This window comes from Pseudomonas fluorescens, assembly GCF_000967965.1.
Classification (GTDB): Bacteria; Pseudomonadota; Gammaproteobacteria; order Pseudomonadales; family Pseudomonadaceae; genus Aquipseudomonas; species Aquipseudomonas grandcourensis.
Map to the genome: position 1 here is coordinate 84,946 of NZ_LACC01000012.1, position 16,399 is coordinate 101,344.

Consider the following 16,399-nt stretch of genomic DNA (forward strand, 5'->3'; position numbering starts at 1 on the left):
GGCCGCTTCGCAGCCCAACGGGGGCAAGCCCCCTCGCCACATTTGTCGCTTGGGTTCAAGACCAGCGCTTGAAAATCAGCGATGTATTCACCCCGCCAAACGCAAAATTATTGTTCATCACGTACTGATTACTCATCTGCCGAAACTCGCCGCGCAGGTAATCGAGCTTGCCACAATGCGGGTCGACTTCGTCGAGGTTGAAGGTGTGGGCGTACAGGTCGCGGTTCATCATTTCGATGCTGAACCAGGACTCCAGCGCACCGCAGGCGCCGAGGGTGTGGCCGAGGAAGCTTTTCTGCGAGCTGATCGGCATGTGTTCGCCGAACAGGCTGCTGGTGGCCAGGGTTTCGGCGATGTCGCCTTGTTCAGTGGCGGTGCCGTGGCCGTTGACATAGCCGATGTCCGACGGTTTCAACCCGGCGTCTTCCAGGGCCAGTTCCATGGCCCGGCGCATGGTGACTTGTTCGGGACGGGTGGTGTGCTGGCCGTCGGCGTTGCTGCCGAATCCGACGATCTCGGCATGGATGCGCGCGCCACGGGCCAGGGCGTGTTCCAGTTCTTCGAGCACCAGCATGCCGCCGCCTTCGCCGATCACCAAGCCGTCGCGTGCAGTGTCGTAAGGGCGCGGGCTGCGTTGTGGGGTGTCGTTTTTCAGGCTGGTGGCGTAGAGCGCGTCGAAGACCATGGCTTCGGTCGGGCACAGCTCCTCGGCGCCGCCGGCGAGCATCAGCGGCAGGCGCCCAAACTTGATGGCCTCGTAGGCATAGCCGATGCCCTGGCTGCCGCTGGTGCAGGCGCTGGACGTCGGGATCAGGCGACCGGTGAGGCCGAAGAAGATGCTGATATTGGCTGCCGTGGTGTGCGGCATCATGCGCACGTAGGAGTTGGCGTTCAGGCCTTCGGCCACCGAGTTGAGCAGCATGTTGCCGAACGCCTTGATCTCGTCGGTGCTGCCGGTGGAGGAGCCGCAGGCAACGCCCATGCGCCCGTCCTTGATTGACTCGTCGCCCAACAGGCCGGCGTCGGCCAGTGCCATCTCCGCCGCACCCACAGCAAGCCGTGAAACCCGGCCCATGCTGCGCAGTTGCTTGCGGGTCCAGTGGCTCGGCACCTTGAAGTCATCGATGGGGCCCGCCAGGCGCGTGTTGAGCTCGGTAAAACGATCCCACTCGTCCATCCGGCGGATGCCGCTGCGGTTGGCCGCGAAGTTGCCGGCGATGGTCTCCCAGTCGCTGCCCAGTGAGGTGATGCCGGCCATGCCGGTGACGACGACGCGCTTCATCAGCACAGGCCTCCGTTGACGGCCAGAACCTGCCGGGTGATGTACGAGGCTTCCGCCGACATCAGGAAATTCACCGCGCCGGCCACCTCTTCAGGGGTGCCCATGCGTTGTGCGGGGATCATTTTCATCAGTTCTTCCACCGGCACATTTTCGTCGAGCATGGCTGTGTCGATCAGGCCGGGTGCGACACAGTTAACGGTGATTTTGCGCTTGCCCAGTTCGATCGCCAATGCCTTGGCCGCGCCGATCAACCCGGCCTTGGAGGCACTGTAGTTGACCTGACCACGGTTACCGATCAGCCCCGACACCGAGGTGATGCAGACAATCCGCCCGGCGGCGCGACGACGGATCATCGGCATCATCACCGGGTGCAGCACGTTGTAGAAACCGTCGAGGTTGGTGCGCATCACCACATCCCAATCCTCCTCGCTCAGGGCCGGAAAGGCACCGTCGCGGGTCAGGCCTGCGTTGAGCACCACGCCGTAATAGGCGCCGTGGATTTCCACGTCGGCTTCGAGAATTTCTTTGCAACGGGCGCGGTCGGACACGTCGAACTGCAGGATGCGCGCACGACGGCCCAAGGCCTCGACTTCGGCCTTGACCGCTTCTACGTCCGCCAGGCCGCTGCGGCAATGCAACACGATGTCGTGCCCGGTCTGGGCCAGGCGCAAGGCGATGGCACGGCCGATGCCACGGCTGGAACCGGTGACCAGTACGGATTCAGTCATGACTGGACTCCTTCGGGTTCATGGAGATATTGAGCGGCCTGGGGTGGGCGGAATACGTTCAGACGAGCGGTAACGTGAATGCCGGGAGCGTTGATGTGGCACTCGAACACGCCCATGCCGTTTTCGTCTTCCAGGGAGCGAATCCCGTGGATGGTCAACTCGGTACCGGCCGGAAAACTTTCGACGTTGCATTCGAACTTTCGGCTGCCGAGCAGGAAGCCCAATTCCACCGCATCACCACGCTGGCGCGCATGGCAACCGGCGAAGGCGGCCACGCTCTGGGCCATCAGTTCGATGCCGACCCAGGCCGGCAGGCTGCCGTCGGGGAGATTGAACAGGCCATCGGGCTTGACGGTCAGGCGCGTGTGAATCTGCTCTTCATCGAACGCCAGGATCTGATCGATAAGGATCATGTCGCCAGCGTGGGGCAGCAGTTCGGCGAGCGGCCAGTCAATCATGGGGCGTCTCCGATAATCAGGCTGACGTTGTTGCCACCGAAGGCAAAGGAATTGCTCATCAGGTAGCGGGGTGCAATGGACGTCAGGCGAGTGGTCGGGGTCACCCATTGCAGCGGCGGCAGTTCGGGGGCGGGCTGTCCGTCCCAGACGTGGGGCGGCAGGGCATGCTCGCGATTGTCCGGGCTCAGGCTCAACCAGCAGAACGCCGCTTCCAGCGCCCCGGCGGCACCGAGGGTGTGGCCGGTCATGGGTTTGCTCGACGAACAGGGTACGCCGGCCGGGAACAGCGTCGCCACGGCCTGGCTTTCCATGGCGTCGTTGTGCTGGGTGGCGGTGCCGTGCAGGTTCAGATAAGCGATCTGCTCCGGTTGCAGGTTGGCACGGCCCAAGGCTTTGCGCATGGCTTGCAGGGCGCCACGCCCGCTCGGCTCCGGGGCGGAGATGTGATGCGCATCGGAACTGGCGCCGCTGCCGAGCAAGGCAATCGGTTGGCTGTCGCCTGCACGCCTGGTCATCAGGAACAGCACCGCCGCTTCGCCAATGTTGATGCCATTGCGGTTCACCGAAAACGGATTGCAACGCTGTTCCGAGACTGCTTCCAGCGCCGAGAAACCGTTGAGGGTCAGCTTGCACAAGGTGTCGACACCGCCACACAGCACCGCGTCGCAAATGCCCAGGTCCAACAGGCGTTGGGCGCTCATCAAGGCCCGGGCGCTGGAGGTGCAGGCTGTGGAAATGACATAGGCCGGCCCGCTCAATTGCAGCCACTCTGCGAGGAAGTTCGCCGGTGCCCCGAGTTCCTGTTGCTGATAGTCGTACTCGGCAGGGAACTGCTTTTCGCGCAGGTAATGCGCCAGGCCCTGGCTGGCCTCATCGATACCCGAGGTGCTGGTGCCCAGCACCACACCGATGCGGTCGCGGCCGTAGGTCTGGATCGCGCTGTCGATGTCCGGGCGAATTTGCAGCGTGGCCTCCAGCAACAACTGATTGTTGCGGCTGTGATGGCGCGACAGGTCGGCTGGAATGCTTGCCAGTTTGCCCTGGACCGCACCGACCGGCAGCGTGCGTTGCGGCACCCACCCGGTTTGCTCGCGCATGCCGCCGCAGTCGCCGGCAAACAGGTTGCGGGCAACTTCCTGCTTGTCGCGGCCCAGCGCGCACACCAATCCGAGGGCATTGAGGTAAGCCGTCATGGCGTTTCACCGCTCAGGGGGGTGACTTGATAGGCCGGACCATGCGGTAGCTTCAATTCAAAATTCTGCGGTTGTGCGTAGTGGATGTCCCAGCGCTCGGGCAGGTACCGTTGCCTGCCGTGCTGCCAGGCGCCGGGATAATTGGCCGCCAGTTCATCTTGCGGCGTCAGCGCAAACAGCAACGCTGCGAACAGCTCCCGGGCTCGCGGATTGGGCGGTAATAAACCATCTGACTCCCAGGTTTTATCGACCAATTTCTGGCGGGCCTGGGGAATGCCCAACAGGTCCATCATCGACCAGCGGATACCCGCCTCTTCACGCTGGATCACCAGCACCCAGTCCTCGCGTTCCTCGGCCTGCCCGCGCTGGATGTGCAATTGCAGCGGCAGCGGCAGATCCGGATTGTGTACGGGCAGCGGCGCCCGGCCGGCGCAGGCGCTCAGCAGCAGGGTTGCGGCGATCAACAGATATCGCATAGCACCGATAACCCCTGTAGGCGCGAGCCTGCTCGCGATGGCGGCGTTATAGTCGACATCCATTTTGACTGACCCACCGCTATCGCGAGCAGGCTCGCTCCTACAGGTTGTGCAGTTCAAGCGACGGGTAATCAACATCACACAGTTCCTTCAAAAGGTTTGCGCGCCACCACATTGACCAGGGTTTCTTCGCGTTGGCCAAAGGGTTTCGGCTTGCACACACCCAAGTGTTCGAGCAGGCCGAAATCCTTGGCGCGACTCCACCACAGGTACGGATAAGACACGTTTTGCGCGGTAAATTCGAAGCCCTGCTGGCGAATCATTTGCAGGTACTGCGCCGCGCTTTTCTGCACGTGCATCGGGTGGCGGAACAACCAGCGGATCACCCAAGTATCAATGTAAGCCTCGGTGGATTCGGCGAACAGCAGATAACCGCCGGGTTTGAGCACGCGGTAGAACTCGGCCAGTGCCTGTTCCTGCTCCACCAGATGATGGAAAGTCTGGTGACAGAACAGCAGGTCGATACTGGCGTCCGGCAGGTTGAGGCTGGCGCAGTCGCCGCCGATCAACTCCACTTCCATGCCCTGGCGGGCCGCTTCTGCGCGGCTCTGGTCCAGGCTCTGGGGATCGGCATCGATGCCAATCAGACGACCGGGCGCAAAGGCCTGGCGCAGCAGCGGGAATGACTTGCCCTGACCGCAACCGGCATCCAGCAACACCGGGCTTACAGGCAGCGCTTCGCTGAACAGGCTGCGCAAATCGTCGATCGCCAACCGCAGCACATAGTGTTGCCAGATCTGGCTGCGCAGGAACCACAAACCGAAACGGGTTTCTTCGACGTACTTGTCGCTCAAGTAGTTCATGTCGCATCCCTGGCACAGAATTCGGATATCGCCTTCAACCGGCGCCTGGCTTCGCTGACGAACGGATTGCGGCGGTCCCAGGCATATCCGGCAAGAATGGAGCTGATCATCCCGCGAATTTCAGGCGAACTGCTCTCGTGGAAAATCACATCCTGGAAAGTCCCGGCGTACCAGCCTTCGACGTAGCAACGGAACGTGTCGACGCCGCGCTTGAGCGGTTCGGCGAACTCGGTTTGCCAGTCGACGGCTTCGCCTTGCAGCTGACGGTGCAACACTCCGGCGGCCATGCTCGCCGAACGCATGGCGATGGTCACGCCGGAGGAAAACACCGGGTCGAGGAATTCCGCGGCATTGCCCAGCAGCGCGAAGCCCGGGCCGTGCAAGGTTTTGACGTTGGCCGAGTAACCGCCGATGGTTCGGGCTTCGGTGTCCCACTGCGCATTTTGCAACACGCTGGCCAAGCTTGGCGTCTCGGCGATAAAGCTGCGCAGGCACTCGTCCAGATTGTCGCTGCGGCCGGCGAAACGCTCTTCTGCGGCGACCACGCCGACCGAGCAGCGCCCGTTGCTGAACGGGATGGTCCAGAACCACACGTCGCGCTGGGTCGGATGAGTGGTCACCAGGATCTTGCTGCGGTCGAAGGCCGGGAGGTCGATACGGTCTTCGACGTGAGTGAACACGGCCTGACGCACCGGGAAGTTCGACGGCGCCTCGAGGTCGAGCATGCGCGGCAGTACGCGGCCGTAACCACTGGCATCGAGCAGGAAGCCGGCCTCGACGCGATACTCGCTACCGTCTTCGCGGCGCACGCCGAGCTGCGGTTTTCCGGGGGCAATGTCGACGCTGACGATGGTTTCGCCATAGCGGATATCCACGCCTTGCAGCGCGGCCTGATCGGCCAGCAGCTTATCGAAATCGGCGCGCTGGACTTGAAAGGTCGTCGATTTGCCGTGGCTGAACGTCTCGCCGAAATCGAACGCGCTGTAGCGCTCGCCCCAGGCAAACGCAGCACCGGTTTTCAGCTGGAAGCCGGCGGCGTTGACGGCGTCGAGCATGCCCGCTTCTTCGACGAAATCCAGGCAATGGGCCAACAGGCTTTCACCGATGGAAAACCGTGGAAAATGCTGACGCTCGATCACCAGCACATCGTGTCCCTTGCGCTTGAGCAGCGCGGCGGCGATGGCGCCGGAAGGACCGGCGCCGATGACCACGACCTGACGACATTCCATTTCAACGGTTGGCATGGGGGCTCCTTGCCGGGACAGCGGCTTTCAGGGGGATTCGGTGCATGCCGGTCAGGGCTGGTAGCAGTGTAGCGATCAGGCCCATGAGCATCAGGCCAAAGTACAGCGGCGGGCTGATGAGTTGCTGTTGCAGCAGCAGGTTGAGAAAAACGATCTCGCTCAAGCCGCGGATGTTCAGCAGCACACTTTCCCGCCAGCGGCTGGCGCCCTGGAACGAGGCCCCGGCCCAGCCGAGGCCGAGCCAGTTACCCAGCAGTTTGCTCAGCATCGGCAACAGCAGCAGGGCGAGCAGTTGCACCCAGCCGAGGCTGTCCATCGCGCTGTGCACGTTGATCTGCACGATGCCGAACGTGAGGATCAGCGGGATGGCGATGTACGTCTGCAAGCGGCCCATCCACACGGCCGGCAGCGGCAGGACCAGCGGGGCTTTCAGCGCGGCCATGATCAACACATAGCCGATGCCGAAAATCAGCGCGTTGAGCTTGAAGTGTTCGGCGACGACCAGCAGGGCGAAAAAGCACAGGCTGTAGAGCCATGTCTGGCGCAAACCGAGCAACCGCAGCAGCACCGGCAGGCACGCGCCAGCCAGGGGCAGCAACAGGCTGCTCAGGTGCAGGCTGCCCTGGGCGATGCCGAACAGCGTCCAGCAGGCGAGGTCGATGAGGATCGCGGTTTGCACCAGTCGCCGGGTGGCGGCGGGCGGGTAATCGATGTGCCGCAGGTACAGGTACAACACCGGAATCGCGGTGATAGCGAACAACAGGCCGACGGCCAGCGAGCTGATCCACGGTTGCGGCGGCAACAACCAGACGGCGGTGGCGAGGCCGCAGGCAAACGGAATGCAAAAGCTGGGCAGGGCGATTTTCAGGCTTTGGCGATCCAGTTGCAGGTCGATCACATCGCTGAGGATGTAGCCCAGCAACAGGGCAAAGCTCAGGCTGTAGAGGTTCTTCAGCCAGCCCGGCGATACCAGCAGCGCACCGCTCAATTGCCATTGGGGCTCGATCCAGAAATACATCAACAGCGGCAAGCCGAGGGTCGCCAGCAACAACTGGCTGACGATGGGAATCAGGCCAAAATGCCGGCCGACGCGGGTCGCAAAGGCGAACAACACCAGCGCCATCGCCCAGAACAGAACGACCATCATGTTGCCCGCTCCATGGCCGTGGGCTCATGCACCTGGCGACCGGCCCACGGTGCAAGCAGGAAGCTGAAGATCAGGCCCAGGCTCACCGACAGACCGAAGTTGCTCACCGCCGGGGTGCTCGACACCGCCAGCAGGCCGAACGACAGCCAGGTGGTCAACGCCGCCAACAGGGTGCCCAGCAGGCTCACGGCCGCGCCGCCGACCTGTTCGCGCATCAGGATCGCGTAGTCGACACTGATCGCCGTCACCAGCAGCAGGCCGAACAGGCTGAACAGGGTCAACGGCTGCCCCAGCCAGCCGAGGCTGGCCAGGCTGCACAACGCCGCCAGCAGGGGCAGGGACACGATACGCAACGCGCCGCCGAGGCCGAATGGCAGGATCAGTACCAGCACGATCAACACGCAGGAGGCGAGTTTCAGTTCCGCGGCACTGATTTGGGTGGCCGCGAAGACGTTGTTCAATTCACCCAGTCGATCCACCAGTGTCACGCCGGGTAAATCCTCACCCTGGAGCCGCAGCAGGGCCGGGTTGTTGATGCCTTGCAGGCTGACCATCGCCGCCACGCCGTCATCAGTCGGCCCTAGCCACAGCGGCCGGTAGGGTTCTGCCAACGGGCCGCTGAGCGCTGCGTCGATGTCCACGGTCGGCAATGCCTGTAGCTTCGTCAGCTCGGCTTGCAGCGCCTCGGCCGGTACGCCGATGTCGAGCAAGGGTTGCCAGAACGACGGCAGTTTGCTCAGCGCGTTGCGCACCTGTTGCTGTTCGTTCGGCGGGCTGACCAGTTGATTGAGCGACAGATAACCCTGGAGCTTTTCCAGGCCTATCAATTGATCCAGCCGCTCTCTCAGGGCGGTCTGGCGTTCGAGCAACTGCTGCTGATTGGCGGCGCGTATCAGGAAGAACTGGCTGGTGGGTTGATAGCCGGTGATCTGGGCAATGGTCCGGGCTTCGTCGGTCAACTGTTGCGGTGCGCTGATCCACTGGCGGATGTCGTTTTTGCTGCCCAGTTGCAACAGGCCGCCTACACAAAAGGCGATCAGCAGCGCCAGCAAGACAGGCGTTTTCAGCTGTTTGAGCAGCGCTTCACGACAGTCCAGCAAAAGCTCGCACATGCGCAATGGCCACTGCGCCGGGCGCAGGTCTACGCCCTTGAGCAATGCCGGCAGCAGGCACACGGCGGACAGATAGGCGCCGAGCAAACCGGCGGCAGAGAATGCGGCAATCTGGGTCAGCGCCGGGAAGGGTGTCCAGGCCAGGGCCAGATAACCGATGCCGCTGGTGATCAGGCTCAGGGTCAATCCGGGCAAGGTCATGCGCAGGGCTGGCCAGCTGTGCCAGGGTTTCAGGCTCCAACTCTTGGACAGGTAGTGCAGCGGGTAATCGACGGCAACACCGATCAGGCTCGAACCCAGCACCAGGGTCATCACGTGCATATGGCCGAACAACGCCACGCAGGCCACCGCTCCGAAGAGCATCCCGACCAGCACCGGCACGAACGCCAACAAGACGCGCCAGCGCCGGAAGGCCAACAGCAGCAACAGCAAAATCCCCACGGTGGCACCGCCACCGACCCAGGTCATCTCCCGGGCGGCCTGCTGCTGCCCGCTGGCTGCGTACAACAGGCCGCTGGCGGCGAGCAGTTGCACGTCGTGCCGGGCGGCTACTTCGCGGCTGTGCTCGAGCAGGTCGGCCACTTGCAGCGGCAGGTTCATGTCGAAGGCGTTGCCGGTGGTGCGCGCGCGCAGCAGCACCCAGCTCTTGCCATCGGCATCGGCGACCAGGGCGCCGCTGCCGATGTCCAGTTGCACCGAGCCGCGTTGCGGCTGGCTGTTCTGGATGCGCCCGGTCAGGCCCAGCCAGTCGTCCTGGCCTGGCACCAGGCTGTAACCGTTGAACGGGTCGAACAACGCCTGAACCCGTTGCTGGATAAAGGTGTCGGGGTGCTCGATCAGCAGTTGTCGGTCCGCCGCCTGGAGCATCGCCAGGCGACCTTGCAGCAATTGCGTGCGCAGTGCCGGCAAGTCGGCTTGCAGGGTCCACTGGACCTTTTCGAACAAGCCGCTGGCTTGCCATTGCTCGCCGAGTGTCTGCGCCATGGCGACGGCCCGCTGGCGATCGCTGTGGCCGACCAGCACCAGCATTTCGCGGTTCAGCGGTTCTTGCATGCGTTGTTCGGCGCGCAGTTCCAGGGCATCGGGCGCTGTGCCGGGCACCAGGTCCATCAGGTTGGCCGACAGCGGCGCGGCGTCACGCCATTGCCAACCGGCGAGCGCCAGTACTGCCAGCAGCAGGAGCAGAAACAGCCGTGGCAACCACCGTTCACTCGGCAAAGTCATGTTGCTCCGCGTCGCTCAACGGTTGGGTGCTGGTGCTGTCCTGCATGCGCAACAACGTACTGTCGCCCTGGGTTTCGAGCAGTTCGATGCTGTGCACCAGTTCTGCGCCGGTAATGTTGATCTGGTTGAACACCTGCTTGAGCAGCATCGAGCGCGGCAGCAGCGTGAGCTTCCAGTTCTGCGCATCGCCGCTCAGGGACAGCTCGAAATCCCGTTGCAGGCCACTGCTGTCACCTTGCAGCACGGCGAGGAACAAACGGTTCTGCTCGGCACCGGCGCTTTTGCCCGGCAGCATTTGCCAAACAATGCCGTCACGCCGGGCAATGCCTTTGGCGGTGATGCGATAGTCCTGTTGCAGTGGTGTTTTCAGCAGCCATAACAAGCCGTGGTTTTTTGCCAGCACGAACGTGCCCTTGCTGGTCAGCGGCCGGGGCAGGGCGCGCAGGTGTTTTTCCTGGATGAAGCTGCCGTGGATCACCTCGGGCCGGGCCAATTGATCGCTGAGTTGTTGCAGGTCGAAGGCGCTGGCCACTGAAGAGAGCCCGAGCAGCGCCAGAGCAGCGAGGCATCTGAAGATCGACTTCATGCCAGCACCCTCGCCACAGCGTCGGTGAACACTGTCGGTGAAACCAGTTGCATCTCGCGGCTGGCGATGTCGACGGCCACCTGTACCGACATGCCCCGGGTCAGGCGCTCACCGGTTTGCAGGTCGCTGATCAGGTAGTTGATCTTCAAGCGGTTCTCCCACTCCACCAGGTTGGCGCGCACGTTGAGTGTCTGGCCGAACACCGCGCCGCGCACGTAGCGCAATTGCAGGTCGATCACCGGCCAGGCATAGCCGGATTCGTTCATCGCCGTGTAGTTGTGGCCGATCTTGTCCAGCAGCGCACAGCGGGCGACTTCCAGGTATTTGACGTAATGGCCGTGCCAGACCACGTGCATGCTGTCGACATCAAAGAACGGTACGACGATTTCCGTGTCGGTGTAGAGAAATCCCTTGCTACGCATGCAGCCTCCAGTGTTGTTCGGCGATGCGTTGCAGGCACAGGCGCAATTCGCCTTCCAGCGCGCGGTCTTCGATGACCGGTGGGAAGTCCTTGGCCAAGGCTTCATGCATGGCGGCCAATGCGGGTGGCAGTGGTCGTGCATCTTCGGCCTGGCCGCGCAGCCAGACGCCCTGATTGGCCGCCAGCAGCGTGGCTGCGGCCACCTGTTCGGTGAGTTCCAGCACGCGGATCGCATCCCGGGCGGCGATGGTGCCCATGCTCACCTTGTCCTGGTTATGGCATTCGGTGGAGCGCGAGAAGACGCTGGCCGGCATGGTGTTTTTCAGCGCTTCGGCGGTCCAGGCACTGGTGCCGATCTGCACCGCCTTGAAGCCGTGGTTGAGCATGGCGCGGTCGGCCGTGGCGCCCGACAGGTTGCTCGGCAAGCCATGGTTGTAGCGCTCGTCCACCAGCAGCGCGAGTTGCCGATCCAGCAGGTCGGCGACGTTGGCCACGAGGTTTTTCAGGCTGTCCATGGCGAACGCGATGTGGCCGCCATAGAAGTGCCCGCCGTGCAGTACGCGCTCGGCTTCGGCGTCGATGATCGGGTTGTCGTTGGCGCTGTTGAGCTCGATTTCGATGAACGAGCGCAGCCAGTTCAGGCTGTCGGCCAGCACGCCCAGCACATGGGGCGCGCAGCGCAGGGAGTAGCGGTCTTGCAGGCGATGCAGCGGTGCGGTCGGCGCGTCGATGGCCAGATCCTGGCGCAACCACGCGGCGACCTGCATCTGCCCCGGGTGTGGCTTGGCGGCGAACAGGCGCTCGTCGAAGTGCTCCGGGTTGCCTTGCAGGGCGACCACGTTCAGCGCGGTGATGCGCGTGGCCAGATGCAGCAGGTAATCGGCGCGTGCGTACGCCAGGCAAGCCAGACCGGTCATCACAGCGGTGCCGTTCATCAATGCCAGGGCTTCTTTCGGACGCAACACCAGCGGTTGCCAGCCGAGTTCACGGTGCACATCGGCAGCCTGCCGGCGCTCGCCACGGAACATCACCTCGCGCTCGCCGGACAGCGTGGCGGCCACATACGAAAGCGGCGTCAGGTCACCACTGGCGCCCACCGAACCTTCTTCCGGAATCAACGGCAGGATGTCGTGTTCAAGAAACGCCTGCAGGCGCTCCAGCAACTCCACGCGCACCCCGGAAACACCGTGGCACAACGACTGTAAGCGCGCCGCCAGTACCGAGCGGGTGGCCTGGGCGTCGAGCAGTTTGCCCAGGCCACAGCCGTGGAAGGTGTACAGGTGACGGGGCAGCGCCTCGACGTGATGCAGCGGCACCGCGACCACGCAGGAATCGCCGTAACCGGTGGTCACGCCGTAGATCACGCCTTCCTTGTCCAGCAGCGAGTCGAGAAAACGCGCGCCCTTGGCGATGCGCTCGCGGTAGGCGGGATCGCTTTGCAACTGCGTCGGCACCTTGCGGTTGGCCAGTGCCAGCACGTCTTCAATGCGCAAAGGGCGTTCGCCGAAGGTTACCGGCTCAAGCGTTGGCGTCGTCATCGGTCTTCCAGAAAGGGTAAAAGTTGAACCATTGTTGGGGCGCTTCGAGGCAATAGTGACCCAAGCGTTCGGCGTAGCGGGAGGCCCACTGATGAATGACCTGTTCGCGGTCGCTGCGCTTCCAGGTGATTGCCTCAGCGAAGGGTTCAATGGTCAGTCGATAGTCGCCGTCGGGCTTTTTCAGGCACAGCAGCAGGTTGACCGGGCATTTCAGCAGGCCGGCCAACAGCCACGGGCCCTGGGGGAGCCTGGCCGGATGACCGAGGAAGTCCACGGTCGCGCAGCGTCCGCCATGCAAGGGCACGCGGTCGCCGGCAATCGCCAGCCACTCGCCGCGCTCCAGGCGCTCGCTCAGTTGCAGCATGATCCCGGGGTCGAGTTCGCTGACCTGGATCAGGCGCAAATTGGTCGCCCCGGCTTCGCCCAGCAAACGGTTGAACTGTTCAGCGTGCTTGGTATGCACCAGCACGTTCATCGTGACCTTCTCGCCGATCTCCGCCAGTGCGCGGCAGACTTCCAGATTGCCCAGGTGTGCGCCCACCAGCATCTGCCCGCGGGTACCGCGCAACTGGTCGCGCAGCAGCGCCGGGTCGATGATCTCGATTTGTTCGATGCTCAGCTTGCCGTTCCAGACGTCGAGTTTGTCGAGCATGGAATCGGCGAAAGCCATGAACTGGCCGAACACCCGCCAATGGCTCGGGCGCAATTCGCTGCGCCCGCTCCAGTCGGTCAGGCGTTGCTGGTATTGCCAGGCACTGTGTCGAGCGCTGCGACCGAACAGGAAAAAGTACAGCACGATGCCGTACAACACTGGGCTCAGTACTCGACGGCCCAGCACTTTGGCGCCGAACGCGGTGAGCTTCATCAGCCAGAAGCTGCCCCGTTCTTCGCGGTCGGCCCAGTGCTGCTTGTCTGCGCTCATGCCCGCCACCGTCGCCAGAGGATCACTGGCGTACGCAGCAACATGCCGAAGAACAGCCGCGTGTGCATGCTGGAAATCAGCACGTTGTCGTGGAACATCCGAAAATGCGAAACGCCATCCAGCGGGTAATGGACTTTGGTTTGCAGCCATTGCATCGGCTGATTGCGCCAGGCCAGACGCACCAGAATGTCCGAGTCGAAGTCCATGCGCTTGCCGATTTTCGCTGATTCGATCAATGCCAGGACTGGCGGCAATGGGTAAACCCGGAAACCGCACATGGAGTCGCGAATCTGCAACGACAGGGTGTTGATCCAGACCATGACGTGAGTCAGGTAGCGCGCATACAAACGGCCCTTCGGCACGCTGGCGTCGTATTGCGGATAACCGCAAATCACCGATTGTGGGTAGCGGCGCGATTGTTCGATGAAGCGTTTGACGTCCTGCAAGTCGTGCTGGCCATCGGCATCCACCTGCAAGGCATGGCTGAAACCCAGGCGCGAAGCTTCGCGCAAGCCGGTCATGACCGCGCCACCCTTGCCCTGGTTTTCGGCGAGGCGGATCAGGTAAACCATGTCACGTTGGGCCAGGCGATCCAGCACCCGGGCGCAGCGCGGGCTGCTGGCATCGTCCACCAGGATGCACGGCAGATGGCTGGCGATCAGCGCATCGACCACCGTGGTGATGGCAGTTTCATGGTTGTACACCGGGACGATGGCGCAGGGGCTATGCATGCGCCGCCTCCAGCAAGACCCGCCCGCTTGAGCAGGTGGCGGTTTCGTTGCGATAGGCGAAATACAATTTGCCGCGCGCCGGATCGAAGCGCAAGTGCAGCTGGATCTCATCCCCCGGACGCACCAGTTGCTGGAACTTCAAGACTTCCATGCCGGCGAATTTTTTCGGCAGGTTCATCAGTTGCTGGCCCAGGCTCAGCGCCCAGTCCACCTGCACCACGCCAGGCAACACCGGCGCCTTGGGGAAATGCCCGCTGAAATAGGCCAGGTCCGGTGGCACGGCCAGTTGCAGGCTCCACTCGCCATTGCTTTCGACTTGCTCCAGCACCTCGGGCGCTTTGGGGCGCGGTGCCAGCAGCAGGGCGTCGACGTCGGCCTGGGGCAATTTGCCTTGAGTGTTCAGCGGCAGTTGTCGCAGCAGGCGCCAGCGTCTTGGCAGGGCCAGGGCTTCGCAGTGTTGGCTCAGGTGCTGGCGCAATTGCTCGGTGAGGCTGCGTCGACCCTGATTGCGCAGCACATGCAAACCGGCCTCGCTCAGCACCAGCAATGCCCCCAGGGAGGCGCGGTTTTCCTGAACGACACCGAGCCGCGCTTCGATGATCCATTCATGGGCCGTCAGCGCTTGTTCCAGCATCGGCAGCGAGATGCGTTTTTCTTCCAGTTTGACGATCCGGTCCAGTCGCCCAAGCAACTCGAAGCGACCATCGATGGCGATGCGCGCAGCATCGGCAGTGTGTTCGACATGGCCATTGGGCAAATACGGCGAAGCGATCAGCAGCGCACCCTCACTGTCTTGGGTCAGCGTGACATCGGCAAAGGGCTGCCAGAGTTCCGCGCCCTGACGCCAGGCGATGCCGCCGGTTTCCGAACTGCCGAAGATTTCCGTTGGCCATTGCCCCAGACGCTCGTGCAGGCTCTGTGCGGCCTCGACCGGTAATGCGCCGCCGGAGGAAAACACCCGGCGTACAGAGCTCAAGGCCGGCCAGTCGAGATTGTCGCTCATACGCTTGAGCAGCGCCGGGCTGGCCACCCAGGCGAAAGCCGGGTACTCGCGGCTGGTGCGTTGCAGGTCTTCCGGAAAGGCCAACTGCCGACGTACGAACGGGCGCCCGGCGCACAGCGGCCACAGCACCCGAAACAGCAGGCCGTAGATGTGCTGGGTGGCGACGCTGCCAATGATGCACGCCGGGCCCAGGTCGGCGCCCCACAGCTGTTCCAGGGCTTCGACTTCATTGGCCAGTTGGCGCAGGTTTTTTTCGATGCGCTTGGGTTCGCCACTGGAGCCGGAGGTGCACAGGCTGAGTTGGCAGTTATCCAGGTCCAGCGCGGCGGGACTGAGCGGCAGCTGTTGGAGGTCGCCAAGGTGCGCATCGTCGGGCTGATCGCTCAGCCACAGATCAACTTCACCTGACCAGCGTTGGCGGGTCTGGGGTTGCAGGTCAGACGGCAGCAGCACGCTGACCCCGGCACGCCAGGCGCCGAACAGGGCAATCGCCAGGTCGGCGGCATCCTCGAGGTGCACAGCCATCTGCCGCACACCCCGGGCTTGCAGGCCGGCGGCCAGGCGCAGCGCCTGTTCGCACAGTCGAGCGTGATCCAGTGCCGGAGTGGTCGTTACGGCGCGTTCCGGCTGAGCCTTGAGCAGCAGGTGCTCAAGTTTTATCCAATTCATGGGCGGCCTCGTACCCTTTGTCGTATGAGCCATTCAATGGCAAACATCAGGCCTATCAATCCGTAGGAAATCAGGCCGGTGTACAACGTCCACCAGCTCAGCGGCGCCCAGAGGGTCAGGGCGGCGGCACACAAACCGTTGCATAGAAAAAAAACGCTCCAGGCGATGGTCACCTGACGGGTATAGCGAATGCCCTCGGCCGGCAATTGCGGTTCGCGCACCCGGGCCAGGCGTTCAACGATCGGTGGGCCGAATGTCAGGCTCGATCCAAACAGCACCAGCATGAAGCTGCTGATCAACACGGGATACCAGCGCAACAGCGCCGGGCTGTCGAACAGCGCCAGCAACAGACAGAACACAATGGCCACCGTGGCCATCCACAGGCTGCCCGGCCGTCGTTTACCGGTCAGCGCCCGGGCCAGCCACAGCCCACCCAGCAGCAGCCCGAACTGCCACGGGGCGAAATGCTCCATGCCGAAATACACCGCAAAGGGATACAAAAGGCCCGCCAGCAGCAGGCCGAGGCCAATCAGTCGATTCATGCGGCCGGTTGAACCAGACGGTAGACCGCCTCGACCACGTCACTGACGGTACGCACCGATTTGAATTCTTCGGCGGCGATTTTCTTGCCGGTCTGACGTTTGATGTGATCAATCAGGTCGACCGCGTCAATGCTGTCGATTTCCAGGTCCTGATACAGGTTGGAATCCAGGCTCACACGCTCCGGGTCCAGTTCGAAGAGCTCGACCAAGGCATCGCGCAGGGTGTTGAAAATGTCGTCACGAGTTTGCATGGTCCGGTC

General features: G+C 63.0%; 17 protein-coding genes. All 17 read right to left on the reverse strand.

The annotated features are described in order from the left end of the window. Nucleotides 1–55: 55 nt before the first annotated feature. Genes VC35_RS10115 through VC35_RS10195 form a run of 17 tightly spaced genes read right to left on the reverse strand, consistent with a single transcriptional unit; the run spans nt 56 to nt 16,390 of the window. Nucleotides 56–1,282, reverse strand: coding sequence for a beta-ketoacyl-ACP synthase (locus VC35_RS10115; RefSeq protein WP_046039681.1), 1,227 nt, complete (start codon nt 1,280–1,282; stop codon nt 56–58). Continuing rightward, nucleotides 1,282–2,010: a 3-oxoacyl-ACP reductase FabG gene (fabG, locus tag VC35_RS10120; protein WP_046039682.1), complete on the reverse strand. Its 729-nt coding sequence runs from the start codon at nt 2,008–2,010 to the stop codon at nt 1,282–1,284. Before fabG ends, VC35_RS10115 begins: the two co-directional genes overlap by 1 nt. Next, entirely contained in the window at nt 2,007–2,468 is a 462-nt protein-coding gene (locus VC35_RS10125) for a hotdog family protein (protein WP_046039683.1), read from the reverse strand. Before VC35_RS10125 ends, fabG begins: the two co-directional genes overlap by 4 nt. Next, nucleotides 2,465–3,661, reverse strand: a complete 1,197-nt coding sequence (locus VC35_RS10130) for a beta-ketoacyl-[acyl-carrier-protein] synthase family protein (RefSeq protein WP_046039684.1) — start codon at nt 3,659–3,661, stop codon at nt 2,465–2,467. The genes VC35_RS10125 and VC35_RS10130 overlap by 4 nt, the downstream gene beginning before the upstream one ends. Then, nucleotides 3,658–4,275: a hypothetical protein gene (locus VC35_RS10135; protein WP_080925291.1), complete on the reverse strand. Its 618-nt coding sequence runs from the start codon at nt 4,273–4,275 to the stop codon at nt 3,658–3,660. Before VC35_RS10135 ends, VC35_RS10130 begins: the two co-directional genes overlap by 4 nt. Further along, nucleotides 4,275–5,000 carry a class I SAM-dependent methyltransferase gene (locus tag VC35_RS10140; RefSeq protein WP_046039686.1) on the reverse strand — a complete coding sequence of 242 codons (726 nt, stop codon included), beginning with the start codon at nt 4,998–5,000 and terminating at the stop codon, nt 4,275–4,277. Before VC35_RS10140 ends, VC35_RS10135 begins: the two co-directional genes overlap by 1 nt. Beyond that, a complete protein-coding gene (locus VC35_RS10145) occupies nt 4,997–6,244 on the reverse strand; it encodes an NAD(P)/FAD-dependent oxidoreductase (RefSeq protein WP_046039687.1) in 1,248 nt (415 codons plus the stop codon). The genes VC35_RS10140 and VC35_RS10145 overlap by 4 nt, the downstream gene beginning before the upstream one ends. Beyond that, nucleotides 6,231–7,391 carry a hypothetical protein gene (locus tag VC35_RS10150; RefSeq protein ID WP_046039688.1) on the reverse strand — a complete coding sequence of 387 codons (1,161 nt, stop codon included), beginning with the start codon at nt 7,389–7,391 and terminating at the stop codon, nt 6,231–6,233. Before VC35_RS10150 ends, VC35_RS10145 begins: the two co-directional genes overlap by 14 nt. After that, nucleotides 7,388–9,727: an MMPL family transporter gene (locus VC35_RS10155; protein WP_046039689.1), complete on the reverse strand. Its 2,340-nt coding sequence runs from the start codon at nt 9,725–9,727 to the stop codon at nt 7,388–7,390. The genes VC35_RS10150 and VC35_RS10155 overlap by 4 nt, the downstream gene beginning before the upstream one ends. Beyond that, nucleotides 9,711–10,313, reverse strand: a complete 603-nt coding sequence (locus tag VC35_RS10160; protein WP_046039690.1) for an outer membrane lipoprotein carrier protein LolA — start codon at nt 10,311–10,313, stop codon at nt 9,711–9,713. Before VC35_RS10160 ends, VC35_RS10155 begins: the two co-directional genes overlap by 17 nt. Further along, nucleotides 10,310–10,735, reverse strand: coding sequence for an acyl-CoA thioesterase (locus VC35_RS10165; protein ID WP_046039692.1), 426 nt, complete (start codon nt 10,733–10,735; stop codon nt 10,310–10,312). The genes VC35_RS10160 and VC35_RS10165 overlap by 4 nt, the downstream gene beginning before the upstream one ends. Next, nucleotides 10,728–12,272: an HAL/PAL/TAL family ammonia-lyase gene (locus VC35_RS10170; protein WP_046039694.1), complete on the reverse strand. Its 1,545-nt coding sequence runs from the start codon at nt 12,270–12,272 to the stop codon at nt 10,728–10,730. The genes VC35_RS10165 and VC35_RS10170 overlap by 8 nt, the downstream gene beginning before the upstream one ends. Then, nucleotides 12,253–13,194, reverse strand: a complete 942-nt coding sequence (locus VC35_RS10175; protein WP_046039697.1) for an LpxL/LpxP family acyltransferase — start codon at nt 13,192–13,194, stop codon at nt 12,253–12,255. The genes VC35_RS10170 and VC35_RS10175 overlap by 20 nt, the downstream gene beginning before the upstream one ends. Then, on the reverse strand, nt 13,191–13,925 hold the full coding sequence (locus VC35_RS10180; RefSeq protein ID WP_046039699.1) for a glycosyltransferase family 2 protein: 735 nt from the start codon (nt 13,923–13,925) through the stop codon (nt 13,191–13,193). The genes VC35_RS10175 and VC35_RS10180 overlap by 4 nt, the downstream gene beginning before the upstream one ends. Then, nucleotides 13,918–15,597, reverse strand: a complete 1,680-nt coding sequence (locus tag VC35_RS10185) for an acyl-CoA synthetase family protein (RefSeq protein ID WP_046039700.1) — start codon at nt 15,595–15,597, stop codon at nt 13,918–13,920. Before VC35_RS10185 ends, VC35_RS10180 begins: the two co-directional genes overlap by 8 nt. Then, a complete protein-coding gene (locus VC35_RS10190; RefSeq protein WP_046039701.1) occupies nt 15,594–16,139 on the reverse strand; it encodes a COG4648 family protein in 546 nt (181 codons plus the stop codon). The genes VC35_RS10185 and VC35_RS10190 overlap by 4 nt, the downstream gene beginning before the upstream one ends. Further along, nucleotides 16,136–16,390, reverse strand: coding sequence for an acyl carrier protein (locus VC35_RS10195; RefSeq protein WP_008025124.1), 255 nt, complete (start codon nt 16,388–16,390; stop codon nt 16,136–16,138). The genes VC35_RS10190 and VC35_RS10195 overlap by 4 nt, the downstream gene beginning before the upstream one ends. Nucleotides 16,391–16,399: the final 9 nt, after the last annotated feature.

Excerpts from the sequence above, each read along its gene's own strand:
- VC35_RS10115 (WP_046039681.1), bottom strand. The coding sequence starts at position 1,282 with ATGAAGCGCGTCGTCGTCACCGGCATGGCCGGCATCACCTCACTGGGC.
- fabG (WP_046039682.1), bottom strand. The coding sequence starts at position 2,010 with ATGACTGAATCCGTACTGGTCACCGGTTCCAGCCGTGGCATCGGCCGT.
- VC35_RS10125 (WP_046039683.1), bottom strand. The coding sequence starts at position 2,468 with ATGATTGACTGGCCGCTCGCCGAACTGCTGCCCCACGCTGGCGACATG.
- VC35_RS10130 (WP_046039684.1), bottom strand. The coding sequence starts at position 3,661 with ATGACGGCTTACCTCAATGCCCTCGGATTGGTGTGCGCGCTGGGCCGC.
- VC35_RS10135 (WP_080925291.1), bottom strand. The coding sequence starts at position 4,275 with ATGTTGATTACCCGTCGCTTGAACTGCACAACCTGTAGGAGCGAGCCT.
- VC35_RS10140 (WP_046039686.1), bottom strand. The coding sequence starts at position 5,000 with ATGAACTACTTGAGCGACAAGTACGTCGAAGAAACCCGTTTCGGTTTG.
- VC35_RS10145 (WP_046039687.1), bottom strand. The coding sequence starts at position 6,244 with ATGCCAACCGTTGAAATGGAATGTCGTCAGGTCGTGGTCATCGGCGCC.
- VC35_RS10150 (WP_046039688.1), bottom strand. The coding sequence starts at position 7,391 with ATGATGGTCGTTCTGTTCTGGGCGATGGCGCTGGTGTTGTTCGCCTTT.
- VC35_RS10155 (WP_046039689.1), bottom strand. The coding sequence starts at position 9,727 with ATGACTTTGCCGAGTGAACGGTGGTTGCCACGGCTGTTTCTGCTCCTG.
- VC35_RS10160 (WP_046039690.1), bottom strand. The coding sequence starts at position 10,313 with ATGAAGTCGATCTTCAGATGCCTCGCTGCTCTGGCGCTGCTCGGGCTC.
- VC35_RS10165 (WP_046039692.1), bottom strand. The coding sequence starts at position 10,735 with ATGCGTAGCAAGGGATTTCTCTACACCGACACGGAAATCGTCGTACCG.
- VC35_RS10170 (WP_046039694.1), bottom strand. The coding sequence starts at position 12,272 with ATGACGACGCCAACGCTTGAGCCGGTAACCTTCGGCGAACGCCCTTTG.
- VC35_RS10175 (WP_046039697.1), bottom strand. The coding sequence starts at position 13,194 with ATGAGCGCAGACAAGCAGCACTGGGCCGACCGCGAAGAACGGGGCAGC.
- VC35_RS10180 (WP_046039699.1), bottom strand. The coding sequence starts at position 13,925 with ATGCATAGCCCCTGCGCCATCGTCCCGGTGTACAACCATGAAACTGCC.
- VC35_RS10185 (WP_046039700.1), bottom strand. The coding sequence starts at position 15,597 with ATGAATTGGATAAAACTTGAGCACCTGCTGCTCAAGGCTCAGCCGGAA.
- VC35_RS10190 (WP_046039701.1), bottom strand. The coding sequence starts at position 16,139 with ATGAATCGACTGATTGGCCTCGGCCTGCTGCTGGCGGGCCTTTTGTAT.
- VC35_RS10195 (WP_008025124.1), bottom strand. The coding sequence starts at position 16,390 with ATGCAAACTCGTGACGACATTTTCAACACCCTGCGCGATGCCTTGGTC.